The 12,894-nt window shown below is 60.0% G+C and carries 9 protein-coding genes; 6 read left to right on the top strand and 3 right to left on the bottom strand.

Annotated elements, in window-relative coordinates:
* Nucleotides 1-8: 8 nt before the first annotated feature.
* Nucleotides 9-1,046: a LacI family DNA-binding transcriptional regulator gene (locus tag AC5E6W_RS10810; protein ID WP_491752302.1), complete on the bottom strand. Its 1,038-nt coding sequence runs from the start codon at nt 1,044-1,046 to the stop codon at nt 9-11.
* A 487-nt stretch (nt 1,047-1,533) separates the two neighbouring features.
* On the opposite strand from AC5E6W_RS10810, the gene iolB reads away from it, so the two are divergent.
* Genes iolB through iolG form a run of 6 tightly spaced genes read left to right on the top strand, consistent with a single transcriptional unit; the run spans nt 1,534 to nt 8,257 of the window.
* The gene (iolB, locus tag AC5E6W_RS10805; RefSeq protein WP_491752301.1) at nt 1,534-2,346 is read left to right on the top strand and encodes a 5-deoxy-glucuronate isomerase; all 813 of its coding nucleotides are present in this window, start codon (nt 1,534-1,536) and stop codon (nt 2,344-2,346) included.
* A 49-nt stretch (nt 2,347-2,395) separates the two neighbouring features.
* Nucleotides 2,396-3,349 (top strand): 5-dehydro-2-deoxygluconokinase, encoded by a 954-nt coding sequence (gene iolC / locus AC5E6W_RS10800; RefSeq protein ID WP_491752300.1) that lies wholly within the window; start codon nt 2,396-2,398, stop codon nt 3,347-3,349.
* Nucleotides 3,346-4,362 carry a class I fructose-bisphosphate aldolase gene (locus tag AC5E6W_RS10795; protein WP_491752299.1) on the top strand — a complete coding sequence of 339 codons (1,017 nt, stop codon included), beginning with the start codon at nt 3,346-3,348 and terminating at the stop codon, nt 4,360-4,362. The genes iolC and AC5E6W_RS10795 overlap by 4 nt, the downstream gene beginning before the upstream one ends.
* Nucleotides 4,359-6,263 carry a 3D-(3,5/4)-trihydroxycyclohexane-1,2-dione acylhydrolase (decyclizing) gene (gene iolD / locus AC5E6W_RS10790; protein ID WP_491752298.1) on the top strand — a complete coding sequence of 635 codons (1,905 nt, stop codon included), beginning with the start codon at nt 4,359-4,361 and terminating at the stop codon, nt 6,261-6,263. Before AC5E6W_RS10795 ends, iolD begins: the two co-directional genes overlap by 4 nt.
* Nucleotides 6,260-7,195, top strand: coding sequence for a TIM barrel protein (locus AC5E6W_RS10785; RefSeq protein WP_491752297.1), 936 nt, complete (start codon nt 6,260-6,262; stop codon nt 7,193-7,195). The genes iolD and AC5E6W_RS10785 overlap by 4 nt, the downstream gene beginning before the upstream one ends.
* A 36-nt stretch (nt 7,196-7,231) precedes the next feature.
* Nucleotides 7,232-8,257, top strand: a complete 1,026-nt coding sequence (gene iolG / locus AC5E6W_RS10780; RefSeq protein WP_491752296.1) for an inositol 2-dehydrogenase — start codon at nt 7,232-7,234, stop codon at nt 8,255-8,257.
* A 29-nt stretch (nt 8,258-8,286) separates the two neighbouring features.
* Here the strand turns inward: iolG and AC5E6W_RS10775 are convergent, their stop codons facing one another.
* On the bottom strand, nt 8,287-9,249 hold the full coding sequence (locus AC5E6W_RS10775; RefSeq protein WP_491752494.1) for a sugar phosphate isomerase/epimerase family protein: 963 nt from the start codon (nt 9,247-9,249) through the stop codon (nt 8,287-8,289).
* Between the two features lie 96 nt (nt 9,250-9,345).
* The gene (locus AC5E6W_RS10770; RefSeq protein ID WP_491752295.1) at nt 9,346-12,840 is read right to left on the bottom strand and encodes an outer membrane beta-barrel protein; all 3,495 of its coding nucleotides are present in this window, start codon (nt 12,838-12,840) and stop codon (nt 9,346-9,348) included.
* Between the last annotated feature and the right edge of the window lie 54 nt (nt 12,841-12,894).

The following is a 12,894-nucleotide window of genomic DNA, read 5'->3' as shown; positions in this document are numbered from 1 at the left end:
AGGGAAGGCTATCCGTTCAGCGGAGTCCGCTTGCGACGCTTGCCAATGGTGGACTCACGCGCCACCAGCTTCGGCGGGATCATCATACATTTGAGCTCGGCCTGCGGCTTCTCTGCCAGCTCCACGGCCAACTGCGCGGCGCGCTTGCCAAGCTCCGCGGTGTTCTGGTCGATGGCGCTCAGCGGAACCTTAAGGTACCCAGCGTAGCGAAGGTTGCCGCAGCCGATGATCGCGACGTCTTCCGGTACGCGGAGGCCCGCATCCAGCACGGCTTCGATTGCTCCGATGGCAGTGGTGTCGTTGTAGCAGAAGACTGCGTCCGGACGTGATTTGAGCTTCAGCAGATCGCGCATCATGGCGTTGCCGACCAAGTCCCCGGCCTCCTCGACGCGATCGCGGGTGACCACCAGTTCCTCATCTGCTGGCAGCCCCGCAGCCTCGAGGGCATTGCGGTAGCCGCGCAGGCGGTCGAACGCCGGGCTGCTGTAACGCGCACCGACATGCGCGATGCGTTTGCGGCCGAGCTCGATGAGGTGGCGCGTCGCCATTTCACCCACCACCACGTCATCGTTGCCGATGAAGTTCGCCGCGAGGTGCGGAAAGTTGCGGTCGAAAAGCAAGTACGGCGTACGGTTGTCGCCGAGCTCATAGAAGTTGCGCAGGTTGGCCTGGCAGGAGGCAATGATCAGCACATCCACGCCGCGCTGCAACAGCGTGCGAATCTCCTGCATCTCGATCTGTGGGTCTTCTTCGCTGGAGGCCAGCAGCAGCGCGCGGTGCGTCTTGCGCAATTCGCCGGAGAGGGACTTTGCAAACTCCGCAAAAAAGGGATGCACAAGGTCCGGCACCACCAGGCCTACCGTGTAGGTCTTGCCGCTGGCGAGGCCGCGGGCCAGCATGTTGGGCTGATAGTTCAGCTCCTTCATGCGTTTCAATACGCGTGCGCGCGTCTTGTCGCCAACGTCGGAGTTGCCGCGCAATACCTTGGAGACTGTGACCGTCGAGATGCCGAGGTCGCGTGCGATGTCCTTGAGCCGTACCGCCATGTCGATTCCTGACGACATCATCCCACAAGGACGAGCCTTCGGCTGACGCTTTGTCTTCGGATGGGTCCTCTTAGGCCTCTGAGGACCTCTGCCTGATGCCCCCCGCGACTTGATCGGCGCTATCGGTTACGCATCTTGTGCAGGGCACATAGGACTGCGGCGAACCACGGGAGCCACCCTGAGAGGCAGCCCCGAGTCGAACAACCGGTGACGACCCAACGGGCTGTATATCTTTCGTCATCCCGAAGAACCCGTCGTCTTTCAAATAGCGAGAGCTCTCTGCCCAAGCCGCCGTTCATGAGGGCTTTCATGATCCGCATAGAAAACGGATTGCTTGCGGGATCAGGTCTGGCCCGAAGTCTTTTGTATCTCGGCCCGGCCTCCCGAAACCTTGCTGCATAAATTCACACGATGGAGTTGACAGTCTTCCCTGCGGCACATTTATAGTCGTCCGCGTAACCGGTAACGTAACTCCGGCCGAGTGAACATGAATCTCCATCTGAAACCCGAAGCCTTCACAGATCACGCGGCCGATTTTGGCTTCGAGCACATCTCCTTCGCCGTGCGCCGTCTGGCCCCAGGCGCCTGCTTCCAAGAACTCCTCCATGGCCGCGAACTCTGCATGGTGATGCTCGGGGGGGCCTGCGACGTCGTGAGCAGCGAAGGTAGCTTTGCTGGCATCGGCGGTCGGACGACCGTCTTCGGCGGCATGCCGCATGCGCTCTACCTTCCCCCCGGAACCGAATACACTGTCGCCGCGAGGACTGATTGCGATATAGCCTTCTGCTACTGCGAGGCGGAGCAGCGCTTCTCTGCGCGCCACATCAAGCCGGAAGACTGCGCCGTGGAGATCCGCGGCGGAGGCAATGCCACACGGCAGATTAACTCGATCATCCCACCGCAGTTTTCTGCGCAGCGCCTACTCGTCTGCGAGGTCTACACGCCGTCGGGCAACTGGTCGAGTTTCCCACCGCATAAGCATGACGTGCACAACCCACCCGCAGAGGTGGACCTGGATGAGATCTATTACTACAAGATCGAGAAGCCTGGCGGCTTTGCCATCCAGCGGGTGTACACCGCCGACGGAAGTTTGGACGAGACGATCACAGTACGCGACGGTGAGTTGGTGATCGTTCCCGAGGGTTATCACCCGGTTTCCGCCGGGCATGGCTACAACGTGTACTACCTCAACGTCCTCTCGGGATCGGCGCGCTCCATGGCAGCCTCGGACGATCCCGATCACGCCTGGGTGCGCGAACACTGGACCGAAAAGGATCCTCGCGTGCCGTTAGTCCGATAGATCTCGTCCGACCGCCTGAAGCACCGCATGGAAGTAAGGAGTCGCCCGGATGGACGTCGTGATTCTTGGCCGCATCGGCTATGACCTCTACTCAGATCAGTTCAATGTGCCCCTTCCCGAGGTGCGCACGTTCTCGCGTTACCTTGGTGGCTCGAGCGCAAACATGGCCGTTGGCCTGTCGCGGCTGGGCGCGCAGGTGGGGATGATCAGTTGTCTCGGCAGCGACGCACTCAGTGGCTTCCTCAAGGGCTTTCTCGCGAACGAAGGCGTGGACATCTCGCATGTTCAGACCGCCCCCGGATACCTGCCTTCGCTATGCCTCACTGAAGTGACGCCGCCAGACAGCTTTCCGCAGGTCTTCTATCGTCACGATGCTGCAGACACGCGGCTCGATGCCACTGAAGACGATCTTCGCTTCGCAGGCTCCGCCAAGATGTTCGTCTTCAATGGCACGGCTCTGTGTGCCTCGCCATCGCGCGAGAGTGCGTACCGCGCGATGGAGTCTGCGAAGACTTCCGGCGCGACAGTCGTACTCGACGTCGACTTTCGCTCGATGTCGTGGCGTAGTCCCGCAGAAGCCGGTCTCGCCATCCGCCTTGCGCTTCCCTACGTCGACATGCTCATCGGCAACCAGGGCGAGCTGAAGCTCTCCGCGGGCGAGGACGATCTCGATCGCGCCATCGTGAAGATCCGAAAGATTGGCGTTCCGGTGCTCGTGTCCAAGCTCGGGGACGAAGGAACGCGCATCCTCACGAAGCATGGAGACGCCTACCTTCCTCCATACCGCGTGCAGGTGGCAACGACCATAGGCGCTGGCGATGGCTTCGCCTCAGGCTTCCTCTACGCCTACATCAACGGCAAGTCGCTAACAGACTGCCTGCACTACGGCAATGCCGCGGCGGCGATCGTTGTGAGCCGCGTGCCGTGCTCGGAGGCGATGCCGACGCTGGCCGAGGTGGAGACGATGATCCGCGAGCAGAAAGCGACCCCTGTCCTCGAATGACCTTCTCAAGCACAACCTTCTTCCCCGACACTCTCCTCCACGCTCTCATCGACGCGCGCGTAGAGAGGCCTTCGCTCGCACTCGAACAGGCCGATCGTCGCAAGCGCCGCGAAAAGCTCACGTTGGATGGCAAACTAAACATCATCGCGGCGGATCATCCCGCACGTTATGTGTCGAACATCGGTGCAAACGTACTTGGGATGGCGGATCGCCGTGAGTACCTTGCGCGCGTCCTTCGCGTGCTGGTGATCGATGGCGTCGATGGGGTCATGGCATCGATGGATGTCCTTGAAGACCTGCTGCTTGTGGATGCTTTGCGTCGCGAGGCTGATCTGCCATTGCTGCTCGAGAACAAGCTCCTTATTGCGAGCCTCAATCGCGGCGGTCTCGCAGGCTCCGCATGGGAGCTGGATGACCCGAGGACAGGCCCCTCGCCGGCAACCTGCGTGCAGTGGAAACTCGATGGCGCAAAGGTGCTGATGCGTGTGGATCTCAACGAACCAACATCGTTGAGGACGATGATGGCATGTTCGGCAGCCATTACGGCGTGTAATGCCCTCAACCTGCCGATGTTTCTCGAACCGCTGCCCGTCGCGAAGACCGAAAGGGGCTATCACGTCACGAAGAGCGCGGAGGCTGTGGCGCGACTTGTGGGCGTGTCCAGCGCGCTCGGCGATTGCAGCCGCAATCTCTGGCTGAAACTTCCTTACACCGACGACTTCGCGACCGTGGCTCGCGCCACCACGCTGCCCATTCTTCTCCTGGGTGGAGAATCCGCTGGGAATCCGCAGCCGTTCCTGGAGCAACTCCGCAGTGCCATGGACGCAGGCTACAACGTGCGCGGCGCGATGGTAGGCCGCAATGTGCTCTTCCCTGGCGAGGGTGACCCTGTCATCATCGCACGCGCTGCAGGCTCGATCATCCATGGCGACCTGGATGCGCAGTCTGCCTTCGATGGCTTCGATGCAGCGCTTAACACACCCAAGACGTTGTATCCAGGAGGTAAGCGATGAGCACGCGACGCCTCACGACGGCGCAAGCATTGGTGGCCTATCTCAAGAATCAGTATGTCGAGCGCGATGGCCAACAGCACCAATTCTTTGCCGGCATGCTCGGCATCTTCGGGCACGGAAATATCGCCGGTGTCGCGCAGGCGCTGCAGGAGAACCCGGACTTCCGCTATTATCCGGTCCGCAATGAACAGTCGGGAGTGCATCTCGCGTGTGGCTACGCGAAGGCGAGCAACCGGATGCGGACGTTCGCCTGCACCTCGTCGATCGGGCCCGGGGCGACCAACATGATCACAGGTGCCGCGCTGGCAACGATCAATCGACTCCCGGTATTGCTGCTTCCTGGCGACATTTTCGCTACGCGCAAGGTCGCGCCGGTGCTGCAGCAGCTCGAGTCTCCATTCTCGCAGGACATCAGCGTCAACGATTGCTTCAAGCCCGTGAGCCGCTACTGGGATCGCATTACTCGTCCGGAGCAAATTATCACCGCTCTGCGGGAGGCGATGCGCGTTCTCACTTCGCCCGCGGACTGCGGCACTGTCACGCTTTCGCTACCACAGGATGTACAAGCGGAGGCATTCGACTATCCCGAGGAGATGTTCGAGCGTCGCGTGTGGACGATCCGTCGGCCCGAGCCCGACGCGGTATCGCTGCGACGCGCTATCGATGTTTTAGGCAGCGCGAAGCGCCCGTTGATCATCGCCGGTGGTGGCGTGCTGATGAGCGAAGCTTCGCAACAGCTCGCGATTTTCGCCGCGCAGACTGGCATCCCCATCTGCGAAACGCAGGCGGGCAAAGGTTCGCTCGCATGGGATCATCCGCAAAACCTTGGTGCAATTGGCGCGACGGGGACACTCGCGGCGAACCGCATCGCTGCGAAGGCGGATGTCATCCTTGGCATTGGCACGCGTTATTCAGATTTCACGACAGCGTCGATGACAGCATTCCAGAACCCGGACGTACGCTTCATCAATCTCAACGTTGCGGAGTTCGATGCATATAAAGTGTCGGCACTTCCTCTTGTGGCTGATGCGCGCATTGGCCTCGAGAAGCTTGCTTCAGCACTGACGGACTACACGGTCTATAGCAGCTATGCGTCGGAGTGCGCAGTGCTACTTGCCGACTGGCAAAAAGAAGAAGAGCGTCTGCTCTATCTCGAGAGCGAAGGTAAGCCCACCCAGAGCGCGGTGATCGGCGCGATCTGGGATGTCGCCGGCGAGCGGGACATGATCGTTTCTGCAGCGGGGAGTCAGCCCGGTGATCTGCATAAGCTGTGGCGCGCACGCACGCCCAACAGCTATCACATGGAATATGGCTACTCCTGCATGGGCTATGAGCTCCCCGGCGGTCTAGGCGCGCGCCTTGCCGACCTGACGCGCGATGTCTTCGTCTGGGTGGGCGATGCAACCTATCTGATGATGCCAAGCGAGCTCGTGACCGCCGCGCAAGAGGGTATCAAGATCATCGTCGTGCTCGTGGACAACAAGGGCTTCGGCTCCATCGGCAGCCTCAGCCGTTCGTTGGGCATGGAAGGTTTTGGCACCACAGTGAAGAAGCGCACGGAGACCGGAGCGCTGGATGGCGATAACTTCATCGTGGACTACGTCGCGAATGCTCGCAGCCTCGGGGTCGCGGCCGTAAAGGTCGCCACAATTACAGGGCTCAAGGATGCCCTCACTGCGGCCAAGGCTTCGACGCACTCTACGGTTGTGGTGATCGAGACCGAAGGCACGCGCGGCGTACCAGGCTACGACTCATGGTGGGACGTGGCCGTCCCGGAAGTCTCCACGATGCCTGGCGTTCAGCAAGCCCGCGCCAGCTACGAAGAGGCTCGTAAACGCGAGCGCTGTTTCTTCAATAACAGCACTCCCTTCGTGGCAGCGGGGGCGGAAGACGAGCAATGAAACCTTTCCTGATTGGCAACGCTCCCTGCTCCTGGGGAATTCTGGAGTTTGAAGAAGCCAGGAGCGCCGAGCCCATTCGCTTCCCACAGATGCTCGATGAGCTTGCGAATTGCGGCTACACGGGCACGGAGCTCGGAGACTGGGGCTTCATGCCAACAGAGCCCGTGCCCCTTCGTGAAGAACTTGCGAGGCGTGACCTCACGATGCTGGGTGCGTTTGTGCCTGTCGCGCTGAAGGACGAGTCTGCGCAGGAGGCTGGCGTCTCATACGCCGTCAAGACCGCGAAGCTGCTCGCCGCTGTGGCTACGTCACCGTCGCCGTATCTTGTGCTCGCCGACAATAACGGGACGGTGTCGAAACGTACGCAGCGAGCTGGCCGGATATCCCCAGAGGATGGGCTCTCGGCGAGCGAATGGGATACGTTCGCTCGCGGTGCAGAGCACGTCGCACAGGCAGTCCTCAACGAGACCGGTGTACGCACCGTCTTCCATCATCATTGCGCGGGATACGTGGAGACGCCTGCGGAGATCGCCGCACTGCTCGAGCGAACCGATCCGAAGCTGCTGGGTCTGGTTTTCGACACGGGCCACTTCGTCTTCGGAGCGGGTGAGCATGGGGCAGACATGGTGACGTTCCTTAACCGCTTCGCCGATCGCGTCTGGTACGTGCACGCGAAGGACTGCTCGGCTGAAGTTGCCGCGCGCGCTCGTCGGGAACGGTGGGATTACTTCACGTCCCTGCAGCATGGGGTCTTCTGTGAGTTAGGCAAGGGATCGGTGGATTTCACGACGCTCCTCAAGTGGCTTCGCGCCCGCGAATATGCCGGCTACATCGTCGTCGAGCAGGATGTACTACCCGGCATGGGGGCCCCAAGAGAGAGTGCTGCTCGGAACCTCAAGTTCTTGCGCGACGTCGAGTCTGCGCTCGCATAGCAGTCGAAGCAACAGGACGAGAAAGGCCCTGGCCCCTTGGATCAAGATCCTCTACGTATCGGAATCATCGGCGCCGGCCGCATCGGCCGCGTACACGCCGAATCCATCGCCTTCCGGTTGCCGCAGGCGCGCGTCGTCGCCATCACTGACGCCTATCGAGCCTCGGCAGAAGAGGTCGCGGCCCGCTATGAGATTTCCTCAGTGCCGGACTCAAGCGCTGCGTTGCTGGCAGATCCAAACATCGATGCGGTGCTCATCTGTTCGTCGACCGACACGCACGCGCAACTCATTGCCGAGGCCGCAACGGCGGGCAAACACATCTTCTGCGAGAAGCCGATAGCATTAGAGCTCGGCCAAATCGATCGAGCCCTCGCTGCTGTCGAGGACGCAGGCGTGAAGTTGCAGATCGGCTTCAATCGCCGCTTCGATGCCAACTTCGCGCGAGTGCGTGAGGCGGTAGTGAGTGGCGAGATTGGAACGCCCAGCCTGATACACATCATCAGCCGTGATCCGGCGCCGCCGCCCATCGAATATGTGAAGGTCTCAGGCGGTATGTTCCGGGACATGACCATCCACGACTTCGATATGGCTCGCTTCCTCATCGGAGACGAGGTGGAAAGCATCTATGCAGCCGGCAGCGTGCGAGTCGATCCTGCGATCGGTGAGGCTGGCGATATCGACACGGCGCTGCTGGTGCTGCACTTTCGCAAGGGCGTCATCGGCACCATCGATAACAGCCGGAAGGCGGTCTACGGCTACGATCAGCGCGTCGAGATTCTTGGCTCAGCCGGCAAGGTTGCGACGGACAATTGTTATCCAAACGAGGCGGTGGTCAGCGGGACGAGCAAGGTGTACCGCGATCTCCCACTGAACTTCTTTATGGATCGTTATACAGCCAGCTTCACGAACGAGTTGAGCAGCTTCGTCCAGGCAGTTCGCGAGGACAAACCGACCTCGGTCAATGGGCACGATGGTCGCATGCCGGTGGTAATGGCGATGGCTGCGCAGCTCTCGCTGGCCGAGCGACGTCCAGTAAAGCTCAGCGAGATCGCAGCGGTGTAGCCAACGACAGCTACCCCACTGCGACCTCATTACACGGTAATGCCCGCAGCCTCGAGACTCTTCTTCATGCCTTCCCAGCTTCGAATGGTGGATGACTCCGGAGACTTGCCATCCTTCCAATGGGTCTCGAGGTTCGTCGCATTCTTGTAGCCCGCGGCCTTCAGTGCGCGGAACTGCGCAGCCCAGTCGATGTAGCCGACATCTACCGGAGCCCACTGCATCTTACCGTTGGCATCCTTCTGCGCATTCTTCACGTGGCAATGATGGATGCGGTTCTTCGGAATCGCTTCCCAGCCTCCCGGGAAGGCATCGAGTTCGCCGCGCATCACCGCGTTGCCTGGATCCCAGTTGAGGGCCAGATGTGGTGTTTGCATTGCGGTCATCGTTGCCGCGGCCTCACGGCCGGTCGCAGTATTGCAGGCGTACTCGTTCTCAAGCACCAGCATGATGCCCTGTTTGCCTGACTTCTCTGCAGCCTGGCGGAGCACATCATTGATGCCCTCTCGATAAGGCTTCTGATCGTCCAACCGCCAGAAGTCGAAGCAACGCACCTTGTCGGTACCGAACTGCTTCGCCAGTGAGATTGACCGCTCCAGCACTTCGTCCTGCTGTTTGAAGTTCTTCTCGTCGGCGCCATGCATGTCCTCCTTGGAGGAATACTGCGAGTGCGGCGCGCCCGGGAAGTTGACCTTATAGAGTGGGCTGCCGATGTCGGTAACGCTGAGCTCATATTTTGCGAGGATCTTCTTCGCCTCCGCAATCTCCGCGTCGGAGACGGTCTGGAGGTTCTTGCCCCACATCTCACGAAGCTCGACGTAGTGCAGTCCGAACTGCTTCGCAATGACATAGCATGCGTGATCGAAGTCCTGCGAGATCTCGTCGGAGATGACACCTACGTGGAAGGGGGCCGCTGCTGCCCACGCGCGTGGCATCGCCCAAGTCGCTGCTGCACCCATTCCCGCTCCCACAAACTGCCGCCGGTTGAAGCCCATTGTCCACACTCCCCTTCCTATGCTCACACGGTGAGGCCGAGGATGCACATGCATCCTCGGCAAGAAACGAAACCGACCAGACCATAGCCGTTCCCATTAGAAAGTGAGTTTGACCCCGGCCTGTAGCACCCGTGGACCGCCGACACCGTTGACGTTTCCAACGCCGGAACCCAGCGTGCTGGTGATCTTACCCAGGTTCGACCCCAGGGATGCGCCCGGGTTCCCGAATGCTGGGGTGTTGGTCAGGTTGAAGGCATCGGCACGCAGTTCCAAAGCCGATTCACGCCAGATCGGGAACGCCTTGAACAGAGAGAGGCTGTCGTAGAAGTACCCAGGACCCCGGAACTGATTGCGACCGGTATTGCCTAGCACGCACGCATTTGGATTCGCGGTGGAATAGGCGACGCAGGCCGTTGGCGCTGCAAATGCCGCCGGATTGAACCATGTTGGGTACGAGGACACATTGCCACCGATCGTCTGATGAGACACCGCATACGGCCCGATCTGGTTGACAGTCTGCGTTGTACCCGGGGTTGGACTGGAGGTTGAGATTGTGAACGGCGTGCCAGACAGTCCCGAGAGTACCGCAGAGGTCCTCCATCCACCGAGCACATACTGCATGGGTCCAGAGCTGAAGTACCGATGACCGTGGCCGGCAGGCAGTTCGTAGGTCACGGTCTGTTCGAAGTTTCGGCTGCGATCGAAGTCCGCAAGGGCATAGTTACGACGCTGGGGGCCGGCCCAGAACAGAACATTGCCATCCTGAGCGCCTGTCCCCCAGTCCATGGCTTTCCCCCAGGTAAATGCGGACGTGAAGGAAAGGCCGTGCGTAAACCGCTTGGTAAGCTGCACCTGGAGCGACTCGTAATTGGTCGAATAGCCGAGGAAGTATTGGGTCACCGCGGCCGACTTGCCGAACTCGAGGAAGAGGGGATCGTAGGATCCAGACTGGCCGTAGATGCGCGGTTGGTTGATGTTCTGTGCCACGTCAATGCGCGTACCTTTGTTGGCCACGTACGCGATCTGCAGCGACATGTCCGGCCCCATCGCCTGCTGAACCGCCGCGTTCCATGACGCCACATACGCATTCATGAAGTTTTTCGGAATATATAGGGCCGCCAAACCAATGGTGCCGTTTGCTGCGGTTTCGAACAGAGTTCCATTGCTCCCGAACGACGCCGTGGGGGTTGCGGGAACACCGGTGACGAAGTTCACCAGGCCACCTGCCGGGTTCAGAGCCGCGCCGTATGTCGGCACATTGTTGTAGTTGCTGCTGGTCTTGATCGGGTAGTTATACGCATATGAGTTATCGACGAACGGCACGTAGCTGACGCCAAAACCGGCGCGCACTACGGTGCTCTCCCGCACGCGATAGGAGAGGCCAACGCGCGGCGCAAAATTCTTATAGTCCGTCTGCATGCCGATGTTTGAGGGGTTGCCATTCAAGCCGGCGACTACGAGGTTATTCGTCGTGGGATCGTAGTTGACAAAGCCACCGGCCTTGCGAGGTGTCGCCGCCGGATAGAGTTCCCAGCGCAAGCCGAAGTCGACTGTCAGCTTGGGCGTCGCCTGCCATTTATCGGAGACGAAAAAGAACAGCCATGTCTGCCGGTACGCCGGAAAGGTGCTGTTCGTATCCTGGCCGACGTTATACGGCACGTCGAACAAAATGCTGGCCACATCGTTTGCCTGGCCAGTCACCGATCCCTTGTAGGAGGCTGCCCCCTGAGTCGAAGTTTGATTCTCGCTGAAGTAGAACTGCCCGGCCGCCGCGTTATTATTGCCCTGCAAAAGATCGTCGCGCACGCGGCGGATATCGGCACCCGCCTTCAACGTGTGGTTGCCCAGGATCTTGGTCCAGTTATTCGCTACATCGATGTTGGACTCGGCACGGAGCCATGGAAGCGACGGCGAGTACCCGATCAGCGGCTGGGCGAAGTTCGTGGCGTTGTTATTGACTACGATCGCTATCTGGCCGCTCGATGTCGGCGTGTTGTCTGTTCCGTTCGGCCCATTACCTGGAATTCCCAGCGTACGGGCGTCGTTCGCGCCATAGTCGTTCTGTGTCGCCGAGTTCCGCAGATGGGCGACGCCGACGCGAACCTCAGTCAACAGCGTGGGTGAAAACGTGTGATCGTAGTTGCCTCCCGTGCTGTACGCCGTCGCTGTGCCGGTAGCCTCGAAGCCGCTGCTTGCGGGTCCGCCCAGGAACGCGCCGAACAGCGGCGCCTGGTAGGTATTGATCAACTGGTGGCTAAAGCGCCCGCGGAGGTGATCCTTTGTGCTGATGACGTAATCCGACGTGATGTCGTAGCTCCAGATGTCCTTATGGAACGGCGAGTTCTGCTGGAAGTTGTTGGCGGTAGCGCCGGCAGCGTACGTCGAGGCCGCAAGGTTCATTGCAGGATTACGCGCAATCGCATCCAGGTCTTTCAGGACAGTCAACCCCACCGTGCTGATGCCCCCATTTGTCAGGGGAATCTGGTTGTTCGCGAACGCCGTACGTCCCGAGCCGCAGCTGTTGTTGGTCGCCGAGCCGGAGCAATCCACCGTGTCGCCGGTGTTCGGATCATAGATCTGACCGGAATACGCGCTGAGGTCGATCGCATTGTTTACGACGTTGTAGTAAGGGATAGTGGCCGTCTGTGTCGATTCTTCATGGTCCGAAACGCGCAGCACATCTCCGAAGAAAAATAGCTTGTCGCGCAGGATCCGTCCCCCGACCGAACCGCCCGTGTAGTTGTATACGAGACGACCATTGGGGCCCTTGGCAAAGTAGTTGCGCGCGTTGACACCATTATTCTCCATCTGCTGGAAGACGTTGCCGTGGAAGTTGTTGGTTCCCGACTTCAACGTGACGTTGACGACCGTACCGACAGCGCGGCCGAACTCCGCCTCAAAGTTATTGGTCGTAATGTCCACGTTCTGAATCGCAGCTGCCGGTGGGACGAGAATGATGTGAATGCCTGTACGTTGATCGTCGTCGATGCCTTCGATCTGGTAGAGGTTCACGTACGAAGACTGGCCGTTGGCGTTTGTTGACAGGTCATTGTTCGCATTGAAGAACTGGGAGTTGTTGAACACCACTGGAGCCATGCCAGGCACGGTATTCAGGAGTGACTGGAAGCTGTTGCCGCTGGAGAGTGGAAGGTCTGCGATCTGTTTCGCTTCGATAGTCGCAGAGATGTCAGCGCGGTCTGTCTGCAGCTGAGGAGGTGCTTCCGTTACCGTTACCGTCTCAGTCACGCTTCCGGTCGCCATGGCTACGTCCACGCGTACCGTAACGTTGGTGTCGACCGTGATGTTCTCGCGGCTCTCCTTCTTGAAGCCGTTGGCGACGATGGTCACGGTGTAGACGCCCGATGGCAGAGTCGGCTGCGTGAAGTTGCCGCTATCGTTCGTAATCGTGTTGTAGACGGAGTCCTGTCCAACCCGGGTGATGCTGATCTTTGCGTTGCCAATCGCAGCACCGGTCGGGTCCGTCACTGTACCGACGATGGTGCCGCTGACAGCCTGTGCGAGAAGCCCTGCTGGTAGGGCGATCATGACGAACGCCAGGACCGAGACTGCCAGTTTGCGAAATCTGTACATAATGCCCTCCATAGCAACAGCCCATACGCCTGACTTCGTTTGTAGCTGCAACAA

The organism is Bryocella sp. (assembly GCF_058498515.1).
Note: the sequence above shows the minus strand (reverse complement) of the source record. Positions and strands in the feature narration are given on the sequence as shown.